Source organism: Frankia sp. BMG5.60 (assembly GCF_059428125.1).
The window spans coordinates 7,074,892-7,099,480 of the sequence record NZ_CM182091.1; the positions used below are offsets into that span (position 1 = coordinate 7,074,892).

General features: G+C 70.9%; 22 protein-coding genes. 8 read left to right on the plus strand and 14 right to left on the minus strand.

The genetic code is table 11. The features are described from left to right. Positions 1-102 precede the first annotated feature (102 nt). Positions 103-396: a chorismate mutase gene (locus AC5R91_RS28980; protein ID WP_495394461.1), complete on the plus strand. Its 294-nt coding sequence runs from the start codon at positions 103-105 to the stop codon at positions 394-396. 110 nt (positions 397-506) lie between these two features. Here the strand turns inward: AC5R91_RS28980 and AC5R91_RS28985 are convergent, their stop codons facing one another. The 6 genes from AC5R91_RS28985 to AC5R91_RS29010 all read right to left on the minus strand — a co-directional run bounded on the left by AC5R91_RS28985 (position 507) and on the right by AC5R91_RS29010 (position 8,301). Then, positions 507-1,670 (minus strand): prephenate dehydrogenase, encoded by a 1,164-nt coding sequence (locus tag AC5R91_RS28985; protein WP_495394462.1) that lies wholly within the window; start codon positions 1,668-1,670, stop codon positions 507-509. A 172-nt stretch (positions 1,671-1,842) separates the two neighbouring features. Then, positions 1,843-2,592, minus strand: coding sequence for a class I SAM-dependent methyltransferase (locus tag AC5R91_RS28990; protein WP_495394463.1), 750 nt, complete (start codon positions 2,590-2,592; stop codon positions 1,843-1,845). A 48-nt stretch (positions 2,593-2,640) separates the two neighbouring features. Then, positions 2,641-3,480, minus strand: a complete 840-nt coding sequence (locus tag AC5R91_RS28995) for a class II aldolase/adducin family protein (protein ID WP_495394464.1) — start codon at positions 3,478-3,480, stop codon at positions 2,641-2,643. A 136-nt stretch (positions 3,481-3,616) separates the two neighbouring features. Further along, on the minus strand, positions 3,617-5,290 hold the full coding sequence (locus AC5R91_RS29000) for an FAD/NAD(P)-binding protein (RefSeq protein WP_495394465.1): 1,674 nt from the start codon (positions 5,288-5,290) through the stop codon (positions 3,617-3,619). 111 nt (positions 5,291-5,401) lie between these two features. Continuing rightward, positions 5,402-7,108: an AMP-binding protein gene (locus AC5R91_RS29005; protein ID WP_495394466.1), complete on the minus strand. Its 1,707-nt coding sequence runs from the start codon at positions 7,106-7,108 to the stop codon at positions 5,402-5,404. Positions 7,109-7,176: 68 nt separating this feature from the next. Then, positions 7,177-8,301 carry an IS630 family transposase gene (locus AC5R91_RS29010; protein ID WP_495393400.1) on the minus strand — a complete coding sequence of 375 codons (1,125 nt, stop codon included), beginning with the start codon at positions 8,299-8,301 and terminating at the stop codon, positions 7,177-7,179. Positions 8,302-8,383: 82 nt separating this feature from the next. On the opposite strand from AC5R91_RS29010, the gene AC5R91_RS29015 reads away from it, so the two are divergent. Then, the gene (locus tag AC5R91_RS29015) at positions 8,384-8,746 is read left to right on the plus strand and encodes a hypothetical protein (protein ID WP_495394467.1); all 363 of its coding nucleotides are present in this window, start codon (positions 8,384-8,386) and stop codon (positions 8,744-8,746) included. Positions 8,747-9,833: 1,087 nt separating this feature from the next. Here the strand turns inward: AC5R91_RS29015 and AC5R91_RS29020 are convergent. Together AC5R91_RS29020 and AC5R91_RS29025 are read right to left on the minus strand one after the other, a co-directional pair. Continuing rightward, entirely contained in the window at positions 9,834-10,457 is a 624-nt protein-coding gene (locus AC5R91_RS29020) for a flavin reductase family protein (protein ID WP_495394468.1), read from the minus strand. A gap of 48 nt (positions 10,458-10,505) precedes the next feature. Further along, on the minus strand, positions 10,506-12,086 hold the full coding sequence (locus AC5R91_RS29025) for a 4-hydroxyphenylacetate 3-hydroxylase family protein (RefSeq protein ID WP_495394469.1): 1,581 nt from the start codon (positions 12,084-12,086) through the stop codon (positions 10,506-10,508). Positions 12,087-12,965: 879 nt separating this feature from the next. On the opposite strand from AC5R91_RS29025, the gene AC5R91_RS29030 reads away from it, so the two are divergent. The 3 genes from AC5R91_RS29030 (at position 12,966) to AC5R91_RS29040 (ending at position 16,061) form a co-directional block, all read left to right on the plus strand. Continuing rightward, a complete protein-coding gene (locus AC5R91_RS29030; protein ID WP_495394470.1) occupies positions 12,966-13,943 on the plus strand; it encodes an AraC-like ligand-binding domain-containing protein in 978 nt (325 codons plus the stop codon). 180 nt (positions 13,944-14,123) lie between these two features. After that, positions 14,124-15,128 carry a type I glyceraldehyde-3-phosphate dehydrogenase gene (gap, locus tag AC5R91_RS29035; protein ID WP_495394471.1) on the plus strand — a complete coding sequence of 335 codons (1,005 nt, stop codon included), beginning with the start codon at positions 14,124-14,126 and terminating at the stop codon, positions 15,126-15,128. Positions 15,129-15,137: 9 nt separating this feature from the next. Further along, complete coding sequence (locus AC5R91_RS29040) at positions 15,138-16,061, plus strand: pyridoxamine 5'-phosphate oxidase family protein (protein ID WP_495394472.1); 924 nt, start codon at positions 15,138-15,140, stop codon at positions 16,059-16,061. Positions 16,062-16,232: 171 nt separating this feature from the next. Here the strand turns inward: AC5R91_RS29040 and AC5R91_RS29045 are convergent, their stop codons facing one another. After that, complete coding sequence (locus tag AC5R91_RS29045) at positions 16,233-17,366, minus strand: LLM class flavin-dependent oxidoreductase (RefSeq protein WP_495394473.1); 1,134 nt, start codon at positions 17,364-17,366, stop codon at positions 16,233-16,235. Between the two features lie 491 nt (positions 17,367-17,857). Further along, complete coding sequence (locus AC5R91_RS29050) at positions 17,858-18,898, minus strand: zinc-dependent alcohol dehydrogenase family protein (RefSeq protein WP_495394474.1); 1,041 nt, start codon at positions 18,896-18,898, stop codon at positions 17,858-17,860. A 159-nt stretch (positions 18,899-19,057) separates the two neighbouring features. Here AC5R91_RS29050 and AC5R91_RS29055 point away from each other — a divergent pair, with 159 nt between their 5' ends. Then, positions 19,058-19,660, plus strand: a complete 603-nt coding sequence (locus tag AC5R91_RS29055; RefSeq protein ID WP_495394475.1) for a pyridoxamine 5'-phosphate oxidase family protein — start codon at positions 19,058-19,060, stop codon at positions 19,658-19,660. A 114-nt stretch (positions 19,661-19,774) separates the two neighbouring features. On the opposite strand, the gene AC5R91_RS29060 is transcribed toward AC5R91_RS29055, so the two are convergent. Next, positions 19,775-20,059 carry a cupin domain-containing protein gene (locus AC5R91_RS29060; RefSeq protein ID WP_495394476.1) on the minus strand — a complete coding sequence of 95 codons (285 nt, stop codon included), beginning with the start codon at positions 20,057-20,059 and terminating at the stop codon, positions 19,775-19,777. A 260-nt stretch (positions 20,060-20,319) separates the two neighbouring features. After that, positions 20,320-20,490 carry a hypothetical protein gene (locus tag AC5R91_RS29065; protein ID WP_495394477.1) on the minus strand — a complete coding sequence of 57 codons (171 nt, stop codon included), beginning with the start codon at positions 20,488-20,490 and terminating at the stop codon, positions 20,320-20,322. A 213-nt stretch (positions 20,491-20,703) separates the two neighbouring features. On the opposite strand from AC5R91_RS29065, the gene AC5R91_RS29070 reads away from it, so the two are divergent. Then, positions 20,704-21,564 (plus strand): NAD(P)H-binding protein, encoded by an 861-nt coding sequence (locus AC5R91_RS29070; RefSeq protein WP_495394478.1) that lies wholly within the window; start codon positions 20,704-20,706, stop codon positions 21,562-21,564. Positions 21,565-21,646: 82 nt separating this feature from the next. Further along, entirely contained in the window at positions 21,647-22,396 is a 750-nt protein-coding gene (locus tag AC5R91_RS29075) for a DedA family protein (protein ID WP_495394479.1), read from the plus strand. Position 22,397: 1 nt separating this feature from the next. Here the strand turns inward: AC5R91_RS29075 and AC5R91_RS29080 are convergent, their stop codons facing one another. Both AC5R91_RS29080 and AC5R91_RS29085 read right to left on the minus strand, forming a co-directional pair. Further along, on the minus strand, positions 22,398-22,943 hold the full coding sequence (locus AC5R91_RS29080) for an NUDIX domain-containing protein (RefSeq protein WP_495394480.1): 546 nt from the start codon (positions 22,941-22,943) through the stop codon (positions 22,398-22,400). A gap of 335 nt (positions 22,944-23,278) precedes the next feature. Further along, positions 23,279-24,532, minus strand: coding sequence for a M20 metallopeptidase family protein (locus tag AC5R91_RS29085; protein WP_495394481.1), 1,254 nt, complete (start codon positions 24,530-24,532; stop codon positions 23,279-23,281). Between the last annotated feature and the right edge of the window lie 57 nt (positions 24,533-24,589).

Here is a 24,589-nt window from a genome sequence, read left to right on the forward strand (position 1 = left end):
GACCCGACGACATTGACATCGACCAGCCCTCCGGTGTCGGCCAGCCCTCCGGTGTCGGCCAGCCCTCCGGTACCGGCGAACGCGACGACACCGGCCAGCTTCGTGACATCCACAGTCACCTCGATCGCCGACGGCCGAGCGATCATCGACTCCGTCGACGTCCAGATCCGCGCACTGATCTCGACGCGTCTCGACGTCTCGCGTCAGATCCAGCGGATCCGTTCCTCCATCGGCGGTCCGCGGGTGGAACACACCCGCGAAATGGAGATCATGACGGCCTGGTCACGGGAGCTCGGGCGACAGGGCGCAGAGATGGCTCTGACGCTGCTCACCCTGTGCCGGGGCTCGCTCGACCAGTCCCCGGGTACCGCGACCACACCATCCTCGGGGCTCTGACATGCGACATGGCGCTTCTCGTGACCTACGAGAAGCGCCATGGGCGTCAAAGAGGCGGCGGGCGTCAAAGAGGCGGCGATCGGAACGGACGGTCCGGGCCGCGCACGGTCTCAGGCCACGACACGCCACCCGTGGGTGACCAGGACGTCCTCGAGCCGTTGACGCACGGCGGGCAGCACGGAAAGTTCCAGCAGGCCGCACGCCCGGCCGGGCGAGTGCTCCAGCAGCAGCTCCTCGATGTTGATCCCGGCGTGCCCGATGTCGGTGAGCAGCTCGCCCAGCGCGCCCGGCGAGTCGGGCACGAGAACGGCCATGGACGTGTAGACCGCCCGCGTGTTGCCGTGTTTGCCCGGCAGACGTTCCCGACCGACGTTGCCGTCCGCCACGACCCGCGAGACGGTCACACGCGAGCCGGGGCTGGGGCTGTTGTCGTCGCCGACCGGGCTCAGCGAGCGCAGCGCGCCGATGACGTTGTCGAGGTCCTGGCGCAGCGGCTCCAGAACGTCGACGATCGGAACGGCGTTGGCCGAGAAGATCTGTGCCCACAGCGCGGGATCGCTGGCGGCGAGGCGGGTCACGTCGGACAGACCCTGGCCGGCGAGGGACAGCGCGTGCTCGGGTGCCTGGGCCAACCGCGCCGCCACGAGACTCGCCACGAGCTGCGGCATGTGGGAAACCAGCGCGGCGGCGGCGTCGTGCTCCTCGGGAGCCATCAGGATGGGATGGGCGCCGAGGACCGACACCAGCCGTCGGATCACTTCCACCCGTCCGGGGTCGCTCTCCGGGAACGGGCACACCACCCAGGGGCGTCCGGTGAAGAGGTCCCCTCTGGCCGCGATGGATCCGGAGCGTTCCCGCCCGGCCATCGGGTGACCACCGACGTAACGGGTCAGGTCGGCGTGTCGGTCCCGCAGCCCGGCCATGACCTTGGTCTTGACGCTGGCGACGTCGGTCACGGTCGCGGTCGGATGTCGGTGCAGCTCGGCGAGGATCACATCGGCGGTCACGTCGGGCGGGGCGGCCACGACGACGACGTCGACGGGCTCCGATCCCGCTCCGGGATCCGGCTCGCCGGCACCGAGGTCCGCGGCGAGCGCCAGCGCGGTGGGTGAGGCATCGTCCAGCAGAACGCGCACCCCGGCCGTTCGTAGGCCGAATCCCACGCTGGTGCCGAGCAGACCGGTGCCGACGACGCGGACGGTGCCCAGCGTGGTGATGTTCGGTGTCTGCGGCTGTTGCGCTGCCCAGAGGGATTGGATGTTGGTCAGGGTCATGGCGAGACTCCTTCACGCGCGGCCTCCGCGATGGCAGGCGGACCCGCATGTGGCGACAGTGGTCGAGCGACCGATGACGGCCGGGAGGGAGGGCGACGAGACGTCGCCCTCCCTCCGGTTGGCGCCGAGGTGCGCGGCGCCCGCTGCTGGGGGTGGTAGAGGAGGTGTGTGGTCAGGCGATGGTGTCCGCGTGGGCGGTCACCAGGACAAGTGGGCCGCGCCCCAGGAGGGGGGCGGGTTCCCCGCGGAACCCGCCGTGGCGGTCCAGCACGGTCAGTCCCGCTGCGGAGAGCAGATCCTCCAGCTCTGGGAGGGTCAGTACCGACTGCTCGAGGACGTTGTCGTACATCGAGACTCGACCGTCGGACTCCCGGACGAGCAGGGTCTCCTCGTGTCGCCAGGTGGCGCGGTGCGGCGAGACGCTCTGGCGGGCCATCTGGGTGATCAGGATGCCGTCCCGACGATGATGTTGGATCATGGACGGCTGGAAGACGTCGACGAAGCTGAGCAGGTGGGCGACGTCGAGCACGAGCCGTCCGCCGGGACGCAGCCATCGGGACACCGACGACAGCAGCCCGCCGAGGTGCTTGCGCGGTACCAGGTTCACCGTGGCGAAGATGCTGTAGATCAGATCGAACGTCTCGTCGGTGTCGAAGAGTTCGAGGTCCTCGCGTACGTACTCGATGCCGGAATCACCGGCGTTCTTCGCGTGGTCGATGAAGCTGGCGCTGTGATCCACGCCGACGCCGGTGTAGCCGCGCTCGCGCAGCGCACGCAGGTTGACGCCGGTGCCGCAGCCAAGGTCCAGGACGTGACCGCCGGGCGGCAGCAGCGAGCCGAGGAAGCCGGTCTCCCCGTCCAGGTCTCGCAGGTTGGAGCGGATGACCTCGTAGTACCGGCCGGGAAACTCGAAGGTGGACATGGTCGATGCCTTTCCGTGACGTCGCTCGGACGGCTGGTGGGACCGCGCCTACTCCTCGAGCAGATCCGGTTGCTCCGAGGTGATCTCCTCCCAGAGCAGCTGAAAGCTGAACCAGCCGAGCTGGGGATCGCCGAATCCGGCCCGCGCGGCCGTCGCCTGCTCGTGGGTCATCGGACGCGGTCGTCCGGCGGCGCGGGCCATCAGCTGCACCCGGGCACAGTTGTCGTAGGTGAGGAACCAGTGCAGCGCCTCGTCCACCGAGCCGCCCACGGTGATCAGCCCGTGGTGACGCAGCAGGATCGCTCGTCGTTCGCCCAGTTCGTCGGCAATGCGCTGGCCCTGCTCGACGGCGACGGAGGGTCCGTCATAGCCGTCGAAGTAGACCTGATTCTCGTAGAACGCGGCGGCCTCCTGGTCGATCGGCTCGAGCAGCTCGCCGATCGCCCCGAGGGTGCGGGTGTGCAGGGTGTGGCCGTGCGCGGCCGCGACGGCGTCCGGCCGGGCCTGGTGAATGCGTGAATGGATGGCGAACGCGCTCGGGTTGACCGGATGGCTGCCCCGCACGACCCGGCCCGACGAATCCACGCAGATCAGGTCGCGCACCCGGACGTGATTGAACGAGACCCCGAACGGGTTGACCCAGAACAGGTCCTGGTCGGCGGGGTCGCGCACGGAGATGTGGCCGGAGATCCCCTCGCCGAAACCGTACTTGCCGAACAGGCGTAGGGCCGCGGCCAGCCGCTGCTGGTGGTGGCGGCGGGCCTCGTCGACCGAGGCGAACACCGGCTCGGACGGCATCGGCAGTCCGGTGGCGGTATCGGCGAGGTAGTCGGGCCGGGCGTCGCTCGTGGCGACGTCGTCCCTGCCGATCTCGGCGGTGGTGGTCATGAGCACTCCTCTGTCGGACGCACATCGAAGGTGGACTGGCTTGCGGATCGGACGGCTTGCGGTCGGACGTCTGTCGCGGGGAGGGATAGCGCGGGCCGGCCCCTGTCGTCGATGCAGTGGTGGTTCACCGGGGGGATCAACGCAGCGCGAGGACCCTGGGAGACCTCCGGCGGGTGGCTTCGGCGTGGGTCACCATCGCCTGCGCGATGTCGACGCCCCGGTCGACCAGGGACGGAATACCGAAGGTGAAGAACAGCGTGCCGGCGGCGAGATCCCCCAGCACGTACAGCCGCGGATGAGGGTTGCCGGCGACGGTGAGCCGGCTGGTCGCACGCTCGACGGAGAGACCGCCATGCGGATGGATGGACGCCGTTCCCGCCTCGGTGAGCGACGTGACCAGGGGACGGGCCGGCGGCGGTATCCGGTCCGCCGGGGGACTCACCGCGTTGACGACGACAGCGCAGGAGAGGTCATCGGTGGCGGTGGTCAGGGCGAAGCCCCCGCCGGGGGTGGGACGCACCGTGCGCAGGCCGGCGCGGATCCGCAACTGACCGCTGTCGACGAGCCGCAGCAGGGCCGCCGCGGTGGTCGGCGGCATCGGGCAGCACAGGCTCATCAGCGACCGGTAGTGGTGGGTGAGAACGTGTGTCCGGTCGGCGTGTGACAACAACGGCCACACGTCGGGACCCGTCTCGGGTACCGCCCGCTGCAGGATCCGCAGTCCGAGATCTGCGGCGCCCACCTCGGAGAGCTGGCGGCGGATGCGGTCCACGGGGTGCTCGCGGCCCATCGCGAAGATCTCCTCGGCCACCTTCGCCTCGCTGTGGCCGCCCTCGGCCAGTTCGCGACGCATCAGCTCGACGATCCGTGTCAGCGGCACACGATCGCCCCGGCGGCCCCACGTCCGCAGCACCTCGGGGGTGAAGTGCCGCAGCTCGATCTCGACCGGCCGCTGGCGCACCGCGGGCAGGAAGCCCTGCCGGGACGTCAGGCTGATCGGACCGCGATGCCCGTGGGCGGTCAGACCGAGCACCACGTCCACCGCGGTGAGCCCGCTGCCCAGGACGGCGACGTGGGAGTCCGGGTCGATCCCGGCGAGCGTCGTCGCCACCGGATAGGGGTCGGGCACGAATGCGGGGCTGTCCCGCAGACCGTAGACGTCCTGGGGCCGGCCCACCCCGACGCACAGGACCGCGTAGTCCATGGCGTGGTGGCGACCCTGCGCGGTGCGCAGGACCGCACGTTCGTCCGTGTTCAGCACGGCGGTCACCGCGGTGCGTTCCAGCGCGACGTGCCAGCCGCGCAGGCGCAGCCGCGCGATGGCGGCCATCGCGCTGTCTCCCAGGTAGTCGCCGTAGACGGTGCGTGGCACGAACGGTGTTCCGATCCACGGGTCGGGTGGCGTGTCGACGCCGGTCCGTTCCAGCCAGCGGGCGAAGTGGCCGGGATCGCCGTGGCGGACCGACATGTCCTGCGGGATCGCGTTCACGCGCACGGCGGGTAGGTCCTCGCGGTACGGACGTCCCCGCCAGGGCCGCGGCGCGGGATCGAAGACGGTGATGCGACCGACCGGGCTGTCGAGCTGCGACAGGGCGTCGAGCAGGCACACGGCCGAGGCGCCGGCTCCCACGACTCCGATCTCCATGCTGCTCAGGACACGGGCGCGTAGCCGGGTCGCCGCGGCGGTGCTGGTGGAACGAACTCCGGGGAGGCTGTCGGGACGGCGCCCGTGGAGAGGTCCGCGTACGGGTTCGTGGCCGCCGACGGCGCCGCGGTATGCGGGAACGTCCCGCGGCCTGACGGCATTCATGAGGCATCTCCTGTCTGTGGGGGTGCCGCACGCGCGGGTGCACGGCGGCGCTTGGGAGTGCGACCGCTGGAGGGCGGAGGCGTTCGCGGGGAGAGCGCCAACGCGTCCCCGTCAGGACGGGTCGCGTCCCTGTCGAGACGGGTCGTGCGGGGAACCTGCCTCGGAGACGAGGCGGTCGCGCAGCAGGGCGCGGCGCAGTTTGCCGATCCCGGTCTTCGGGATGTCCTGGCGCTCGACCGTGAACACCTCGGCCTCCAGTCCCGCGAAACGTCGACGTACGAGCTCGCGTACCGCCGCGCTCGCCTCGGCGGCGGGAACCCCGTCGCGGGGGTGCACGAACACGGACAGGCGGTCGTTGCCGGTGACGGGGTCCGGCGCCGAGCAGGCCACCGTGTACGAGGGAGCGACGACGCCGAGCTCCTCGACCGCCGACTCGATCTCGTGTCCGTGGTAGGTCACCGCGCCGACCTCGATCAGGTCGTCGATGCGTCCGGTGACGGTCAGTGTTCCGTCGGCGATGTAGGCCAGGTCGCCCGTCTTGAACCACCCGTCGGTGAACGACTGGCGGTTCTGCGCGGGATGGCCGTAGTAGCCGGAGGTGATCGGCTCGCCGCTGACCTGCAGTCTGCCGATCGTTCCCGTGTCGACGACCTGCTGGCGCTCGTCCACCACGCGCAGACGCACCCCCGGATGGGGTCGACCGACGCTGACGAAGCGTTCGTCCCGTTCCGGGGCACGGGGGTCGAAGACCCGGTCGACAACTCCCGAGGAGGTCTCCGACATGCCCCAGCCCGGGTACATCGCGGTTGCGGGCAGCCCGCAGGGGGCGAGCAGCGAGAGAAACCGGGCGGCAACCCGGGGCTTGACCGGCTCGCCGCCGTTCATGATGTAGCCAAGCCGGCTCAGATCCCAGGCGCGGCCGGTCAGCGCCTCTGCGTGGTCGACAACCAGGGCGAAGGCGAAGTTCGGAGCCCAGGTGACGGTCGAACCGTGGGTGTGCAGGCAGTCCAGCCACCGCGTCGGATCGGCGAGGATCCACTGCATCGGCGCGTGCACCTGGACGCAGCCCAGCCAGACGTCACGGACATGGAACATCACCAGACCGCCGACGTGGTCGAGCGGCATCCAGTTGAACGAGCGCTGCTCGGCGGTCAGGTGGTGCACGGCGGCGGTGGCCGCGCATCTGCTGAGGATGTTGGCGTGCGTGAGCCTCACCGCCTTGGGACGACCTGTGCTGCCCGAGGTCAGCAGCAGCACAGCGAGATCGTCGGGCTGGCTGTCGTGCCAGGAACGGTCCGGCGCGGCCGCACGCAGGTTCTCGACGTCGCCGAGCCACCGGCCGGGCGCACTGTCACGCGGCTGGTCGGTGTCGCGTGCTCCGCCCGGATTCGTCCGACCGGTGACCACCCAGGGGTCGCCGAGCAGGTCGCACACCGAGTGCAGGGTTCGCTCGGCCTCCTGGCGCTCCCGTTCGGTGCCTCCGCGGCGCACCGGCACCGGTACGTACCCGCCGAGCTGGCAGGCCCAGAAGGCCGCGAGGAGATCCGGTTCGTCGCCGATCTGGAGAACGACTGGGGAGCCGGCAGCCAGTGGGTCGACCTGGATCCCCGTGGTGCCGGCGTGCTCCTCGGCGGCACGGCGCAGGCCTCCGAGCAGCCTGGCGGCGTCGTCCAGCAGCGCGGCGTAGTCCTGACGCAGCCGGGTTCCGTCCTCGCGCAGGTACACCACCCGGCCAGCGTCGGGTGAGGCCGCGGCCCTGACCAGCGCCTCGCCGAGATGGCGCAGGCCATGGTCGACACCGGGCCCACCGTCGAGCACAGCGGGTGCGCCGGGCCCGTCCGGCGCCGGCGACGTGGTCCTAGTGGGTGCCGCCGCAAGTTCGTCGGTTATGCGGCGAGGCCGAGGCGGCTGGCGGTCTTCAGGAGATCGGCGCGGGTGTACTTCCAGTCGAACGGGGTCGCGGCCTGGTTGTAGAGCGCCTGGAAGCCCATGACCCGGGCCGCGAGCGTGTCGAGGTCGGCGAAGTCACCGCGCTCGATGGCCTTGCGCTGCAAGATCGAGAAGAATACCTCGACCTGGTTGAGCCAGGAGGCGTGTACGGGCAGGTGGACCAGCGTCGCGGTCGGGTGGGCGGCGCGCATCCGGTCGATCGAGGCCTGGCCTCGGTGAGACGAGCCGTTGTCGACGATCCAGAACACCCGCCGCGCCGACGCGTAGGGCTCCTGGGCCATGACCTGGGCGGCGAGCCGACCGAACGGGGCGATCCCGGTGGTGTCCTCGATCCGGCCGATCACCTCGGCGCGGTGGACGTCGTAGGCGGCGAAGTACGCCAGCGTGCCCCCACGGGTGTACTCGAACTCCACCCGCGGGCCGTGGCCGGGCATCGCCGGCGCGGTCGGGTGGCAGCGGTGCAGGGCCTGCAGCTGGGACTTCTCGTCCGCGCTGATCACATAGTCGTCCGGGCCGAGCGGCTCGCCGTCCCAGCGGCGGGCATAGAGGTCCAGGACCCGGGACGCCTTCGCCACGAACGCCGGGTCCCGCGGGAAGATCCACGACCGGTGCCGCCAGGGGCGGATCGCGTCGGCGTCGAGCCAGCGGGTCACCGTCGAGGCGGACACCTCCTCGACGATGCCCTCGCGGACCGCGTGGGCGGCGAGCTCGGCCGCCGACCAGCGTTCCAGCGGCACGTCGACGTCGGCGGGCCGGGTGCAGGCCAGCGCCTTGACCTCGGCGACCTGCACCGCGGTGAACCGGGCCGGCCGGCCCGACCGGGGCCGGTCACGCAGGCCCGCGAGACCTTCCCGGGCGAACCGGCCCCGCCACGTGCAGACGGTGTCCTCGCAGACACCCAACCCGGCGGCGATCGCGGCGTTGCCCAGCCCGTCCGCGGCGGCGAGCACGATCCTCGCGCGCAGCCAGTCACGGCGCGGCACGGTCGCCGACCGGGCACGGCTGGCCAGTTCGGCACGGACGTCGTCGGTCAGGATGACCGCGGTAGCACGGCGAGACACCCTGATGTCCTATCGGGCAGGTCGCACCCGACCATCGCCGCCACCACACCCGCGGGCAACCCGCCCTCAACTGACGGCGACAATGAGAGCCGTGGCAGGTATCCCGGCATCGACGAAGATCTCCCTGCGCCAGCGGCTCGTCGCGCACGCGGCCGAGAACTGGCCCGGGATCCGCGAGATCTCCACCCGCTACCACGGCGCGTTCGCCTACGTCACCGCCACCGACCCCGACGGCGCCCCCCAGCCACTGTGCCGGCTGCGCTACCACGGCTACGCCAACGACTGGGGCTTCGCGATCTGGCGCGCCAGCCACGACGACTACGACGACTCCTACCTGCCCGACGGATCCCCCAGCGGCACCGCCGAAGCCGCGCTCGACCTCGCCGCAGGCCTCTACCTACCCGGCACCACCGATCACCGACGAACTAACGGCGACACCCACTAGTGAACGAGCGTCGTGGGTCAGCTGGTCTGACGTTGCCCGTCCCGAGGCGGACCGGCGCGGTCAAGGCGGTGGAAATATCGGATTCAGCGTGCATTGCTCCTCCGGCGAACGATACGAGCCGATGAAGGATGAGTGGCTGCGGCGCGGGGCCCCGCCGGCTGGTTGGCGGGCGGGCGGGCGGGTGATGTGGCCGGCCGAACCGGCCACATCACCCGGGTGGAAGGTTCGCGCCGATCAGGTGTGGCTGAAGGACTCCAGCGAGACGGTGAAGTCATCGCGGTTCGCGCGGTATCGCACGCAGTACACCCGGGGATACCAGCCGGCCTCCTGCCATCCCGAGGGCTGGGGGATGGGGAAGCAGCCGCTCATCGACGGGGTGGCGCGGACTCGGTTCAGGTATTCCAGTGAGATCATCGGCTCGATGAAAGTGATCTTCCCGTTGTAGGCGCCGAAGATCATGGTTTTCATGAACGGCTCGCCCCGCCATTCGGGGCCGCTCTGGTCGACCAGGTGATTTCCCATGGCGACCTCGACGGCACCGATGTCGGTGTATCCCGGCGGCATGTACTCTGCCGGCACCGGGATCCTGCCGCGCGCGTAGTCCTCGCAGTTCACCACCACGCCGCACGGACCCACACGGATGGCGTCCCGGTCGGCCTTCGATTGGATGTAGAAATGGAAGTCGAAGTGCGGGTAGGTGTAGACGCCGGGCAGGCCGTGCCCGTGCGGGTTCCAGTTCACCAGCGACCACCGCAGGGGAACGTCCTGCTGGGGTACGAGCTCCAGCGGGTGCTCCCAACCTCCCGCGCAGTCGTTCATCGGATCGAGGGATCCGTCGCCGTTGACGTCGTAGCAGCGGAGCCCGTCGGTGTGCTCCTGGGGCAGCCCGGAAAGGGCCGACCGCGGGAACACCACCCCGACCGTCAGCGGAATGCGGTCCTGCCGCTGCACGTACGTCCGGACCGAACCGTCGCCGAGCGGCTCGCTCTTTCCGTACGTCGCGCACGGATCGGAGTAGGAGGGGGTCCGGGCGAGCAGCTGCGTCGCGGCGCGCGGCGAAACGTGAACGGTCCTCTCCCGGGCTGGATCAGAGCGGCTGACCGAGCAGACGGTGACGTCTTTCGGGCTGTCGGCCATGGCTATCGCGCCGGCTGTCAGCAGGCTCGTCACCACGAGCGGGGCGAGGAACAGCAGGAAGCGTATCCTTCTCATGACGTGTGACCTCACCAAGAGTGTGGTAGCCGCCGTGAACGAAGATGAGCGGGTCGGTGTCGTCCTCCGTTTCGAGCGCTACCACCTCGCCGATGACCAGCACGTGGTCACCGACGTCCAGATGGCTGGTGTACCGGCATTCCAGCCAGCTGGTGGCGCCGACGAGCAGAGAGCCGGTGTGCGGCCCCTGGTCGGTGACGAGTTCGGTCACGCTGCCCTGCCTGGCCGCTCGTCCACGCGCGAAGAAACGGGCGAGGTCCTCTCGTCGTTCGTCGAGAATCGACACGGCCCAGACCCGGGAGCTCATGAGATCCGCGAGAAAGCGCGAGCCCTGCCCCAGCGAAAGGGACACGAGTGGCGGATCCAGTGACACCGACAACAGCGAGTTCGCGGTCATGGCGTCGTGGTGTCGTCCGTCGGGACCGTCGCGATAGGTTGTGACGACGCAGACGCCCGTGGCAAAGGAGCGCATGACCCGGCGCAGGTCGTTTCCCTTCATGGAAATTCCTTTCGTGTTCGGCCGACGTCCACCGGAGATCGCCACCGGTCAGGGGTTGCGGGTCCAGCGGCCGCGACGCCACCCGTCGAGGTCGTAGTCGTCCATGCACTGCTGAACGAACGCGCCGTACTCGTCGAGCAGGCCCTTGCCCCGCGACCAGTCGAGCGTGTCCAACCGGACCTGGTCGGGTCCGCCCGCGTAGTTGCGCTCGTACAGTTCGTGCCGGCCGCCGAACTCGGATCCAAGCGCGTCCCAGGCGAGCTTGAACAACTTGATCCGCTCCTCGGCCGTGCCCGCCGAACCGCGGTAGTAGCGGTCGATGAGGGGCCGCAGCTCCGTGTTCCTCAGGTCCGCGTCGCTGGCCGGCGTCATCAGCAACGCCGCCGCCAGGTGCTCCTCGAAGAAGTTGTGGGTGCGCTCCCAGCTCAGCGGCGCCAGCGCCCGGTAGCCGGCGGAGTAGTCCATGCGGGGCAGGACGGTGCCGCCGGGCCCCTGCTCCGGGTCGGTCGCCATCGCCGTGGTGACGGCCCAGGTGAGGTGACGCCAGGCCAGCAGCTCCCCGAGGCCGGCACGCACGCCACGGAACTCGTGCGTGCCGTTCATCTGGGTGCCCCGGTCGAGCAGACCGGCCATGAACTCGAGCTTCACGGCCATGCGGATGGCGCCCTGGAAGAAGCCGCGGCTGAGCAGCCCGGACCGGGGGAAGTACTGGTGGATCTTCTCGGTGTCGCGGTAGATCAGGATGTTTTCCCAGGGGATGAAGGCCTTGTCGAACACCAGCACCGAGTCGTTCTCGTCGAACCGCGCCGAGAGCGGGTTGTCGTACGGGCTGTTGGCCTTCCGCTCGTAGGACGGGCGGCAGATGACCTTCATCCCCGGTGTGTTCAGCGGCGCGATGAAGGCGAGCGCCATGTCCTCGGCCTTGCCCGGCTCCAGGTTGGCGAGATGGATCTGGCCGACGAACGACGCGTGCGTCAGCGCGGCGGCGGTACCCATCAGCTTGGCGCCCTCGACCACGATGCCGCCGTCCCGCTCCTCGACGACCTTGAGGTAGACGTCCCGGATGTCGTGGGCGGGCTTGTTCCGGTCGACCGGCGGATTGACGATCACGTGGCTGATGGACAGGCCCTGCCGGGCGTACCGTTCGTACCAACCGCGCGCGCTGTCACCGAAGGGCTCGTAGAAGTCCTGGGTGACCGCGAGCCCGGCCATGAACGACGCCTTGTAGTCCGGTGTACGGTTCATGAATCCGTAGCTCAGCCGCGCCCAGTGCTCGATCGCGTCGCGTGCCAGCAGCAGCTCCTCCGCCGAATGGCTCGGTGTGAAGAACCGGTGCACGCGTGCTCCCGTGTAGCGGTCGACCGTCGTCATCAGGTCCTGGCTGCTCGGGTCGTGCAGGGCGTCGTAGAGGTGCGCGGTGGAACGCGCCGCCTCCCGGAAGGCGGGATGCGTGGTCACGTCGGAGACCCGCTCGCCGTAAATGTAGACTTCCCGTCCGTCGCGCAGGCTCTCCAGGTAGGAATCGCCGGTGAGCAGGTCGTTCGGGGCCGCCGCCGGGTCCACGGCGGCGCGGGTGCCGTCATGTCGCAGAACTGCCGACGCATCGTTGATCATCGCCTCGGTGGTCATGGGAATTGGACCTCTTCTCCGGTTTCCATTGGGGTCGGCGTAGACGCGCCGCCCGGTGGGAGGCCTGGAGCGGCCCTTCCCGGTATGCGGTCGGAGCTCTACACCGAATTGCGCCCAACCGTGCGGTTGGGTGACGTCAAGCTACCTGTCGCTGCCAACCCGTCATGCCGCTAACGCGCACCGGATTTTGTCGATTCGCGAACGGTCCAGGTCGCCTGGTGGAGGGCGGTTCTGATCGTGTCGATGCCCGAGTGACGCCTGGTCCGGGGCGGCTTTCGTACGCGTCCCGCTCACGCGAGGACGTGTCGGGTCGGTCCGAGGCAGGCCCCGGCGCAGTCGCCCTCGGGCGTCCTCGATCATGGGGGGGCGGCGGGTTGGTGAGGGTCACGCCGACGTTGGCGACCTGAGCGGTACTGGCCGCCGCCCACGACGGTTCCGAAAGGACCTGTACTGCCTGGGTGTCGGCGCTGGTGTCCAGCGGTTTCGGCTGGACGCGAGGTGAACACCTGGATGTGAATGGTCGCCGATCTTGCTGATCGGCAAGGAGATCGAGTGGCGGTTGTCTCGAATGCGACACCTCGGCTTCGGAGAGAAAAGGGTTGACGTTTCCGTCGCGCTGCACTGAGATCAACCTGTGCCGTCAGCGCGGGGGCGGCGTCGGGTGGGGTGACGAGTCTGTGGTGGCGGTCAAGGTCGCCCTCGACGTGGCGTCGGTGACCATTCTTCGTTTCGGGGGTGCTGCGTAGCAATGAAGAGGATCCCTTTGGATTCGCATTCTTGTTGATCCGACTGGCGGGAGAGCTCCGGATCGGTTGACGAAACCCTGTCGCTCGTCCCGAATCTCGATCGGAATCGGCCTACGACGAACCGTCTGGAAGCATGGTGGAATTGCTAAGGACCTGGGACAGAAGGGCAAACGAGACATTCGAGGTTTGGCGTCACCACGTCCGGGCTGCCTGCGGCCCCGTTGTCGTGACAAGCCGGACGCTGGGATTCTTCGCCGGGCGGATCATCAACGGGCAGTTCGGGCCGCTGCGCGCCGTCGTCATGTTGGCGGATCCGCACGAGATCATGCACGGCCGCGAGGCGGCCGCGGATCACGAACCCGCCTTCTACTTCTGCCGGGTGGGATCCGGCAGGGTTGAGGTCCATCAGGACGGCAGGGTGGCCACCGTGGGGCCCGGCGACCTCGTGGCCTTCGACAGCACCAAGCCGTACAGCCTCATCATGCCGCGGCGATTTGCCATGATCATTGTGGCGATTCCCCATCGCCGGCTCGGCCTGACGCCGGACGACGCGGCCCCGTTCACCGCGCTGCGGTGGAGCGGTGGCCAGGGCACGCCGGGGGTGCTGTCCCGACTGCTCACCATCCTGGGGGACCAGATGAACGACGTGCACACATCCGGCACCGAGTTCATCGTCGACGGGATCGCCAGGTTCGTGGAGCGCTTCTTCGTCGAGCTGCTGGCCAACGAGGCGGAGCAGACCGCGCACGGCGGCATGCTGACGCGCATCCAGGCCTATGCCCGCGAGCACCTCGACGACGAGACCCTCTCGCCTGCGACCCTCGCGGCCGAACACCACATCTCGCTGCGGTACCTGCAGAAGCTCTTCAAGAGTGCGGGGATCGGACCGTCCACGTGGATTCGCCACGAGCGGCTAGCCCGGTGTCGCGCCGACCTGGAGAATCCCCGGCTCGCCCTCGTCCCGATCGCCCAGATCGGCGAACGCCACGGCCTGCGGGGGAACTCGCACTTCAGCCACGCCTTCCGCGACCGTTACGGCATCACGCCCCAGCAGTGTCGTAAGAACGCTCGGGCCGAGCGCCGTGTGCCCGATCAACAGCGGCGCCGCTGACGGCGCGTGTGGATGCGTCGCCGCGTTCGCGTGCCGGTCGACACGATCCAACCAACTTGTTAGTCTGTTCGAGATGCCGCTCGCGCGGCGACTCGGCCCTCCGGCCCTCCGGCGCGACGTCCCGATCATGCCCATCCCGGCACATCGAGGCGGAACCTGACCGATGAGAAGAGAGACCGAATGACTATCAAGATCGCTATCAACGGGTTCGGCAGGATCGGCCGGAGCTTCTTCCGGGTGCTTCTGGCAGAGCACGCGGACATCGAGGTCGTCGCCGTCAACGACCTGACCGATCCCGAGACGCTGGCCCATCTGCTGCGATACGACACCGTGCTCGGCCGCTTCCCGAGCGAGGTCGAGGTCACCAGCGACGGTCTCGTCGTCGAGGGCAGAAAGATCAGAGTCCTCGCCGAGCGCGACCCCGCCGAGCTGCCGTGGGCGGAACTCGGCGTCGAGGTCGTCGTGGAGTCCACGGGCGCCTTCACCAAGGCGGGCGCCGCCCAGCGCCACATCGAGGCCGGGGCACGCAAAGTGATCATCTCCGCGCCGGCATCCGGTGAGGACATCACCATCGTCTTCGGCGTCAACCATGACAGGTACGACCCCGCGCGGCACCACATCATCTCGAACGCCTCGTGCACGACGAACTGCCTCGCCCCGATGGCCAAGGTGATCAACGACGCGGTGGGCATCAACCACGGCGCCATGACGACCGTGCACGCCTTCACCCAGGACCAGAACCTCCAGGACGGCCCCCACCGCGACCTGCGCCGAGCGCGTTCGGCCACCAACAACATCGTCCCGACCAGCAGCGGCGCCGCCAAGGCGATCGGGCGGGTACTGCCGGAGTTGGACGGACGCCTGACCGGCTTCGCGCTGCGGGTTCCGGTCATCACGGGCTCGGCGACCGACCTGACCGTCACCGTGAGCCGTCCGACGTCGGTGGACGAGGTGAACGACGCCCTCCGCGCGGCGGCGGCGGGACCACTCGCCGGGATCCTGGACTACACGGAGGCGCCGATCGTCTCCAGCGACATCGTCACCAACCCCGCCTCCTGCGTCATCGACGGCGGCCTCACCACTCTCGTCGGCGAGACCCTGAAGGTCATCGGCTGGTACGACAACGAGTGGGGCTTCTCCAACCGGCTCGCCGACACCGTCTCCCTCGTCGGCTCCGGGTCCTGAGGTGTCGCCGTGGAGTCAGTGAAACCGGGCATCCGCCACCGAGGAGAGCAGGCGGTCCAACGCCGCGCGGGAGAGGGCAACGAGGACTGGGGCTCGCCCATGTTCGACGGCACCATCTCCGCCGCGTTCGCCGCGTTCCTGTACCAGCAGCCGATGGTGTTTGTCGGGGCCGCCGACGGGGACGGAGCCGTCTGGACCACGATGCTCGTCGGCGGGGTGGGCTTCGCCGTGGCGACCGACCCCCGGACGGCGGTCCTGCACGCTCTGCCGCCGCCGGGCGACCCCCTGCGCGACGCGTTCGAGACCGACACGGACGTCGGCATGATCTCCATCGACTTCGCGCGCCGGCGCAGGATCCGTCTCAACGGACGCGCCCGTCGGGTCGCCGACACGCTCGAGGTACGGACGGACCAGGTCCTCGGCAACTGTCCCAAGTACATCCACCGGCGCGTGGCCGTGGACCCGTCGGCGCTGGACCCGCCGGCGGTGAGCGCACCGCCCGAGTCGGGCACGGGGGCCGGCGATGCGGGACGTCGGTCCGGCCTCTCGGACGACGAGCGTCGGTGGATCGGTGCGGCCGACACGTTCTTCATCGCCAGCCGGGCGGACGGTCTCGGTGCCGACGCGTCGCACCGCGGCGGGCCGCCCGGATTCGTCGCCGTCGAGACGCCGACCCGGGTGAGCTGGCCCGACTACGTCGGAAATTCCTTCTACATGACCCTCGGCAACGTCGAACTCGACGCGCGAAGCGGGCTGTTGTTCGTGCGCTGGGAGACGGGTGACACCCTGCAGGTCAGCGGCCGCTGCGGCATCGACTGGGATCCGGCGCAGGCGGCCAGCCGCCCGGGCGCGCTCCGCGTGATCCATTTTGACGTCGAGCAGGTCGTCCGGCTCGACGGGGTGAGCCCGCTGCGCTGGCGGACGATCGACTGACGTCGCGACGTGGAGAGCCGCCTGACCAGTGTGGCGGCAGCCCGACGAGGTGCCCCGCTCGGGAATCTCATCCCCGGCGCCGGCGCCCCGACCGCCGTCGACTCGACGAGCGCCCCCGTTCCCCTGACCCTTCTCGTCGGCTCCTCGCCCGCCGCCGGTCCGACCGCGCGGTCAGGCCCGGATTGCGTCCGCCGGCCCCGGCACCGGCGCGAGCAGTCCGCGGCGGCGCAGCAGCGGCAGGACGCCCTCGGCGAACCAGTACGCCTCCTCGAGATGGGGATGGCCGGAGAGGATGACGTGCTCGATGCCGAGATCGTGGTACTCGGCGATGCGGTCCGCGACCTCGGCGTGGCTGCCGACGAGCGCGGTGCCGGCGCCGCCGCGGACGAGGCCGAAACCCGCCCAGAGGTTCGGGGAGATCTCCAGCGCGTCGAGGCTGCCGCGGTGCAGGGCCGCCATCCGCTGCTGCCCGACGGACTCGGTCCCGGCGAAGCGCCGCTGCGCCGCGGCGATCGCCGCCGGGTCGAGCTGGGCGAGCAACTCGTCGGCGACCGCCCAGGCGGCGTCGGCGGTGTCCCGGGTGATGACGTGTAGCCGGATGCCGAACTGCAGCTCGCGGTCCTGGTCCTTGGCCAGGGCTCGCATCCGGTCGAGCCGTTCGGCGACGGCGGCCGGCGGCTCGCCCCAGAGCAGGTAGATGTCGGCCTGCCGGGCGGCGACGAGTTCGGCCGCGGGGGAGGCGCCGCCGAAGAAGATCGGTGGCGTCGGATCGGGACGCTCACGGACGGTGGCGCCCCGCACCGCGTAGTGCTCGCCGTCGTAGGTGAACGGCCGGCCCGTCCACGCCCCCCGGACGACCTGCAGGAACTCCTCGGTACGCCGGTAGCGGGCGTCGTGGTTCAGCCAGTCGCCGAAGCGCTGCTGCTCGTCGGCGTCGCCGCCGGTGACCACGTTGAGCAGCAGCCGGCCGCCGGAGATGCGCTGGTAGGTCGCCGCCATCTGCGCGGCGAGGGTGGGGCTGAGGAAACCGGGCCGCAGCGCCACGAGGAAACGCAGCCGGGTGGTCTCGCGCAGCAGGGCCGCGGTGGTGAGCCAGGCGTCCTCACACCAGGTCCCGGTCGGGGTGAGCACGGCCTCGTACCCGAGATACTCCGCCGCGGCGGCGATCTGGGCGAGGTAGCCGATGCTCGGCGGCCGCTGGGCGGCCGGTTGCAGGTGGGGGGTTTCCTTGGCGCTCACCGCGGCGGCGTCGAGGTTGCGGCTGTCCCCCGAGGTGGGCAGGAACCAGTGGGCGTGCACGCTCACGCGAGTCTCCCGGATGGCCGGAGGCGAGGGGCGGGCGAGGGGCGGATCGGCGGGCCTGAGCCAGGAATCGGCGGCCTGAGGTGCGCATCGGCGGTGCGTCCGGACCGGTGGACGTGTGTCCCGCGATCCTGTCGGTGGATCAGCCGCTCGACGGGCCAGCCGCGGCACCGGTCAGGGCGACACCGGGCGGCGCGGGGCGCGACACAGCGCGCTGGCCACCCGGGCGAAATCCACGTGCAGGCGGCAGACCAGGGTGGGATCTCCGCGCATGACCCAACGGTATTCCCCTGCCGGGGTCCAGTCCATCGCCGCGCCCGGTGAAACGCCGCACGCGGTGAGTCGCCGCATCCGTGGGCACGAAAGCGATCCGGACAGTCAGACGTCCGAACGGGCGCGACTCAGATGCGGCACGGCTCAGGAGGTGCGGCTCAAGGAGCGGTGCGGCTGACGGAGCGGTGCGGCTGACGGAGGGGGCTCAGGGGCGGCGGCGCTCAGGGACGCAGCAGCACCTTGATCGCCCGGCGCTCGTCCATCGCCCGATAGCCCTCGGCGACCTCGTCCAACGGCAGTTCCAGATCGAAGATCCGCCCCGGCCGCACCCGGCCGGCGAGCACGTCGTCGAGCAGCTCGGGCAGGTAGGCGCGCACCGGCGCGACCCCGCCCGCCAGCCGCACGTTCTTCATGAACAACGGGCCCAGGGGCAGGTTGCCCAGCGGGGCGCCGACGCAGCCCAGCCGTCCACCGGGGTGGGCGACCGCGGCGGCCTGCTCCAGCGACTCCTGCGAGCCGACGCACTCCAGGACGGCGTCGGCTCCATCGCCGAGCAGCTCGGCCACCTGCGCGATGCCCTCCGCGCCCCGACCGGCGACGATGTCGGTGGCGCCGAACTCGGCCGCCAGCTCCTGCCGGCTCGGCGTCCGCGACATCGCCACGACGCGCTCCGCCCCGAGGCGGCGGGCGGCGAGCACCGCGCACAGGCCCACGGCGCCGTCGCCGACGACCACGACGGTGGAACCCGGACCCACCCCCGCGCAGACCGCGGCGTGATGACCGGTGCCCATCACGTCGGACAGCGCCAGGACGTCGGGCAGCAACGCGTCGGGCAGCTCGGTGCCGACCCGCACCAGGGTCCCGTCGGCCAACGGCGCACGGATCAGGTCGCCCTGGCAGGCGTCGGAGCGGGCGCCGGACCTGTCGTCGGTTCCCCAGACCGAGCCGTTCTCGCAGGAGGTGTGCAGGCCGGCGCGGCAGTACCGGCAGGTGCCGTCGCTGATCAGGAAGGGGGCGACGACCACGTCGCCCGGCCGCACCGTCGTGACCTCGTCGCCGACGTCCTCGACGACGCCGACGAACTCGTGCCCGACGCGCTTCGGGAACACACTGGGCATCTTGCCGCGGTAGGGGTGCAGGTCGGAGCCGCAGATGCAGCTCGCGGTCACGCGCACCACCGCGTCGGTGGGGCGCTGGATGACCGGGTCGGGAAACTCCCGCAGCGCGATCTTCCCGACATCCTCCAGCAGGGTCGCTCGCACGGTCCCACGCCTCCCTGACGGTAATCCCGGCGGTTGCCCACCGCGGGTGCGATCCGACCGTGGCCCGGACGGAACCGTACCTACCACCGGGACGCTATCCGATCCGGGATGATCGGGGCGCCGGGGTGGTTGCCCCGGCCGGTCGCTATCGTCCGTCCCATGCCCGATGTCGTTCCCGAGTCCGCGCCCGGGGCGGGGCCCGTCGAGGAGGCCCTGGCGGCGGCGCAGGCCCTGCTGCGCCGCAATCCCTACGGCTTCCTGACCACCGTGGGCGCCGCGGCTCGCGGCGAGGCGTCCGGCCGGGTCGCCCACGACGGGGTCGCCTCCCACGGGGTCGCCTCCCACGGGGTCGCCTCCCACGCCCGGCTCGTCCAGCATCTCGCCGTGACCGACGACCTCACCGTGTGGATCGGCACCAGCCCGCGCTCCCGCAAGGTCGCAGACATCGCCGCGAACCCCGACAGCCGGGTGGCGTACGCGGTCGAGGACCGGGCGGCCTTCGCGTACCTGAGCGTCTCGGCGACCGTCAGCGTGGTCGACGACGAGCGCGAGCGCGCCGCGAAGTGGGAGGACGGGCTGGCCGCCTTCTTCCCCGCCGGCCCGCTCGGGGACGACTTCGTGCTGCTGAGGCTCGACCCCCTGCGGCTGGAGCTGATGGACTTCACCCGCCGCCTGCACCCGGATCCGTTCGGCCTCGTTCCCGTCGTCCTCGAGCGCCACGCCGGAATCTGGACGCCCACGCCACCCGACCGCGCTGCCTGACCCGGCCGGGGCGCGCGTTCGGCGGGAGGGAACGGGATGTCGTCGTCTGGTTTCGCGGCCGACGCGCCGACGGAGTTTCTCGGGACCCGCGGATGCCTGGGCCGCTGATCGGCTCTAGTCGGCTCGGAACGCCTCGACGCAGGTCACGCCCGCCGGGCCGGCCGACGCCTCGTGGCGCGTCCCGGCCGGCAGGTCGAGGCGGTCGCCCGGAGCCATCGGCCACCGCTCGTCGCCGGCGAAGAAGGTGATCTCCCCGGCCACGCACACGAGGATCTTGTGTTCCGGGTGGGTATGCGCGGCGAACCAGGCGGCGGGGCCGGCAGACCAGCGCTGCGGGTCGAGGCCCTGACCACGCAGCACCGCCTCCGCCTCCGCGGGCGCCACCACACCGTTCGACACGATTACGGGAGCCGGCCGCACCATGGCCGCAACGGTAGTACCGCAGGGGCGCGTCCTGCCGCGCGGAGACCTCGTCGGACAGTGCCGGGCGTCCCGTCCGTCACCGGGTCGAATCGGGCCCGTCGCTGGTCCGGTCAAGGGCGGCCAGGTAGTCCGAGGCGGCGAACCGGAAGGGCCCGAGAGCATGGAGGTCCCAGGATCGATGACCGTTTCGGAAATGCTGCCACCCGACCGTCTCGGGGTCAGCACAATGTCGGCGGTCAGCGGCCAGCAACCTGGGTCTCCGCAGTGACAGCCCACGCTTCGACGAACGGAAGCTCGACTGCGCGGGCGAGATCCCGCAGGGGGACTCCGTTGACCCACGGCTCGACGGCAGTGTCCGCGCCGGCCGGGAACGCCGCGGGTTTGATGCGGAACTCGACAGTGTCCACCGGACAAAGTCATCCGGCGCGTCGGATGGACGTGAACAGGACTTCATCGTGAAGGCTGGACCCGACGAGGACTGGCTCGGCTGACGGTCATGGCGGATCCGGCGGCACGTCAGGTGGCGATGGTCGCCGAGCGTGATGCCGGATGCCGGATGCCGGATCGGGGCGGACCGACAGGATGGATCAGTCCGTGCACCGCGAGGAGGCTGAGGGCGAATGACGGTTCTGGTGACGGGTGGGCGCGGGTCGGTCGCCCGCGCGCTGATCGACGAACTGCTGGCCGCGGACGCAGCGGTGCGGGTGGTGAGCCGGGATCCGGCCCAGGCGGACGTGCCGGCGGGGGTGCAGGTCGCGGCGGCCGACCTGGCCCGGCCGGAGTCGATCCCGGCGGTGCTCGACGGCGTGACCGCCGTGTTCCTCTACGCGGAACCGGCGGGCATCGACGGCTTCCTCGACGCCGCCGCGGCGGCGAAGGTCGAACGGATCGTGCTGCTGTCCTCGCTGTCGGCCGAGGATCCCGACACCTCGACCCCGATCGCCCACCGCCACGTGGTGGTGGAGGAGGCGATCGCGGCGTCCGGGCTGGCGTGGACCTTCGTCCGGCCCGGGGCGTTCGCCACGAACACGCTGGCCTGGGCGCCGTCGATCCGGGCCGAGGGCGTGGTGCGCGGTGCGTATCCCGAGTCCCACTCCGCGCCGATCCACGAGCGGGACATGGCCGCGGTGGCCGCCCGCGCGCTGCTGGAACCCGGTCACGAGGGGAAGCGGTACGCCCTCACCGGCCCGGAGTCGTCGACGGCGCGTGAGCAGGTCGAGGTGATCGGTGCGGCGATCGGCCGCCCCCTGCGCTTCGAGGCCCTTTCGCTCGACGAGGCACGGGCTCGGATGCTGGCCCAGATGGGCCCCTCCGCCTGGCCCGGGATCGTCGACACGTTGCTGCGGTACCAGGCGGACAGCGACGGCAGGCCGGTCGCGGTGTCGGACACCGTCGCCGCGGTCACGGGCCGCCCGGCGCGGACCTTCGCCACCTGGGTCGCGGACCACGTGCCGGCCTTCCGCGGGCAGAGCCCTCGCTGACCCGGTCGTCTCCGGCGGCGAAGGTCGTGACCGGTATCGCCCAGCCGGATTGCGCGGGCTCCGGCGGGAAACGACCCATGCTGTGTTCGACCAACTTGTGGACGCGATGTCCGGTGCCTGGTGGACCTATCTGCTGGTCTGGGGGATCTGCCTGCTCGACGCGGTCCTGCCGGTCGTCCCCAGCGAGACGATGGTCATCACCGGCGGGGTGCTGGCGAGCTCCGGCGACCTCAACCTTCTACTGATCATGGTTGTCGGGGCCGTCGGGGCGTTCGCGGGCGACAACCTCGCCTACGGCCTGGGGCGCCTGTTCGGCGAGCGCGTCGCCCGCCTGGTCGTCCGGGGGCCTCGTGGGGAACGGACGCTCGACTGGGCCCGGCGAACCCTCGACCGCCGCGGCGTCACCCTGATCATCGCTGCCAGGTTCGTGCCGGGCGGCCGGACCGCCACCACCCTGGTGGCCGGCACCACCCACTTCGACTACCGGCGGTTCGTTCCGGCGGCCGCCGTCGGCGCCCTCGGTTGGAGCGGCTACAACGCGTTGCTCGGCTTCGTGGGCGGGTCCACCTTCACCGACGCGCCGTGGAAGGGATTCCTGCTCGCGTTCGGGCTGGCGGGGACGGTCACCGTGGCGATCGAGGGCGGCCGGTGGCTGTGGTCGCGGCGGCATCCCCAGCATGCCCAGGCATCCCAGCATGCCCAGCCTCCCCGGCATGCCCAGCCTCCCCAGCATGCCCTCGAGGACCGGGCGGGCGGCGCCGGCGGGCAGGGCGACGGCGGGATGGACGTGCGCGGGGCGGACGAGCGCGGGCGGACGACCGCGACGCGGTAGGTCAGCCGGCAAGCACGGCGGAGATTCTCGCCCCGGTGGGTCCGCCCAGATCCGACACCGGTATCCACCGGTGGTCGGTGACCTCGTCGAGGCGCAGGTCCACCGTGCCCGGACCCGTGGACCGCAGGATCTGGAAAATGAACCGGAAATCATAGTGGGTGTGTTCCGGCTCGCCCTTCTCCGGATTCTGGGGAATCGCATGGACGTCAATGTCGACCGGGAGATTACGCAGGGGCCGGACCGCCGAGGGGAGAACGCCGGTCTCCTCGGCGAGCTCCCGCAGGGCGGCGGCCGCGAGGGTGGCATCGTCGTCGTCGACATGCCCGCCCGGGAAAAGCCAGCGGTCGAGGGTGCGGTGGCGGACCTGTAGAACACGAAATGTCGTGTCCACGGCGATCGCCCCGCAGGTCACGTGGCCTGGCAGGGTGGTGCGGGCGGTGACCGGCGCCGCGGTGGCCGCCAGGTCGAGCAGCGGGATCAGCCCCTCGGCCTCCGCCGGGTACGCGACCAGATAGTCCCGAACCACGGAGATCACCCGATCATTCAATCTGTAATCCTCATTCATCATCGGTACGCATCGTCGGTACGCATCGTCGGCACTCGTCGTCGGTGCGTGGTCGGGGCGGCCGGTCGGGCGGCCCGCGAATCCCACGGCCTCATGATGGCACGGGCTGTGCCATTCCCGGCGCGGCCGCCGGGTACGCCGCGGTGACAGCCGGGCGACGGGTCGGCGATCGGCCCCGGACATTGTGCCGAGATGAGGTGCTCGGGCAGAGGTGCTCGGGCAGAGACGTGGTCTCCGTCGTCGCCGCGGGTCGAGGCCCCTCAGCGGCCGACCGGGCCGGACTCCAGCCCCAACGGCGTGGAGACCCCGCCGTTGGGTCAGCGCCGGGCCGGGCCGGGGCGCGGGTCCGGCTCCGGGGTGCCGGCGGCGGCGAGGGTGCGGGTGGCGAGCTCGGCGTAGAGCGCGGCGCCGTCGGGCAGGACGGTCTCGTCGAACCGGGCGCGGGGGCTGTGGTTGAACGGCGCGGTGTGCGGGTCGGCGCCCGGGGCGGTCGCGCCGATGGCGACGAAGCTGCCGGGCACCTGCGCCAGCACCCGGGAGAAGTCCTCCGAGCAGGCCAGCGGGTGCGCGAGGTCGGTGTAGCGGCTTTCACCGAACGTCTCGGCGACGGCGCGGGCGGCGAGCGCCGTCTCGGCCGGATGGTTCACGGTCGCCGGTCGTTCGGGTACGAACTCGACGTCCGCGGTGACGCCGTGCCCGTCGGCGATGCCCCGCAGCAGCCGGCGAGCGGCCTGCTCGACCAGCTCGTCGGTGCCCGGGGAGAAGGTGCGCACGGTCGCCTCGAAGTACGCCTCGTCGGGGATCACGGTGCGCCGGGTTCCGGCCCGCAGGACGCCGACCGTCAGCACCACCGGGTCGAACACGTCGAACCGGCGGGTCACCATCGTCTGCAGGGCGAGGACCATCTCGGCGGTGGCGATGACGGGGTCGTGCGCGCGGTGTGGCATCGAGCCGTGCCCGCCCTCGCCGCGCACGGTGACGCGCAGCATCGCGGACGCCGAGGTGATCGCGCCCGTCCGGCCGCCGAACTGGCCGCGGGGCAGCGCCGCGGAGAACACGTGCAGCCCGTAGGCCGCCGACACCCGCCGCCCGGAGGCGTCGAGCACCCCCTCGTCGATCATCTGCTGCGCGCCCTCCCAGCCCTCCTCCCCGGGCTGGAACATGAACACGACGTCGCCGGGCAGCCGATCGCGGCGCGCGCTGAGCAGGTGTGCCGCGCCGACCAGCATGGCGGTGTGCAGGTCATGGCCGCAGGCGTGCATCACGCCCTCGACGGTGGAGGCGTGGTCGAACCCGGCGCTCTCCTGCACCGGCAGCGCGTCCATGTCCCCGCGCAGCAGCACCGACGGCGCGTGCCCCGGACCCGCTCCTTCGCCGGTGCCGCGCAGGACGGCGGTCACCGAACTCGCGCCGCGGCCGGTGGTGACCTCCAGCGGGAGCCCGTCGAGGGCGGCGAGCACCTTGTCCTGCGTCCGCGGCAGATCCAGGCCGATCTCCGGCTCGCGGTGCAGGCGACGCCGCAGGTGCACGAGATCGTCCGACAGGGATCGCGCGTCGTCGAGCACGGACATGGCTGGTCCTCTCGGGTGGGCGGGGAGGAGCAGGGCTCGGACACCGGTGCGGTGCGA

What these genes read in the sequence shown, in the direction of transcription:
- AC5R91_RS28985 (WP_495394462.1), bottom strand. Translation starts at nt 1,670, where the DNA reads ATGACCCTGACCAACATCCAATCCCTCTGGGCAGCGCAACAGCCGCAG.
- AC5R91_RS28990 (WP_495394463.1), bottom strand. Translation starts at nt 2,592, where the DNA reads ATGTCCACCTTCGAGTTTCCCGGCCGGTACTACGAGGTCATCCGCTCC.
- AC5R91_RS28995 (WP_495394464.1), bottom strand. Translation starts at nt 3,480, where the DNA reads ATGACCACCACCGCCGAGATCGGCAGGGACGACGTCGCCACGAGCGAC.
- AC5R91_RS29000 (WP_495394465.1), bottom strand. Translation starts at nt 5,290, where the DNA reads ATGAATGCCGTCAGGCCGCGGGACGTTCCCGCATACCGCGGCGCCGTC.
- AC5R91_RS29015 (WP_495394467.1), top strand. Translation starts at nt 8,384, where the DNA reads ATGAGAGCCGTGGCAGGTATCCCGGCATCGACGAAGATCTCCCTGCGC.
- AC5R91_RS29020 (WP_495394468.1), bottom strand. Translation starts at nt 10,457, where the DNA reads ATGAAGGGAAACGACCTGCGCCGGGTCATGCGCTCCTTTGCCACGGGC.
- AC5R91_RS29025 (WP_495394469.1), bottom strand. Translation starts at nt 12,086, where the DNA reads ATGACCACCGAGGCGATGATCAACGATGCGTCGGCAGTTCTGCGACAT.
- AC5R91_RS29030 (WP_495394470.1), top strand. Translation starts at nt 12,966, where the DNA reads ATGGTGGAATTGCTAAGGACCTGGGACAGAAGGGCAAACGAGACATTC.
- gap (WP_495394471.1), top strand. Translation starts at nt 14,124, where the DNA reads ATGACTATCAAGATCGCTATCAACGGGTTCGGCAGGATCGGCCGGAGC.
- AC5R91_RS29055 (WP_495394475.1), top strand. Translation starts at nt 19,058, where the DNA reads ATGCCCGATGTCGTTCCCGAGTCCGCGCCCGGGGCGGGGCCCGTCGAG.
- AC5R91_RS29070 (WP_495394478.1), top strand. Translation starts at nt 20,704, where the DNA reads ATGACGGTTCTGGTGACGGGTGGGCGCGGGTCGGTCGCCCGCGCGCTG.
- AC5R91_RS29085 (WP_495394481.1), bottom strand. Translation starts at nt 24,532, where the DNA reads ATGTCCGTGCTCGACGACGCGCGATCCCTGTCGGACGATCTCGTGCAC.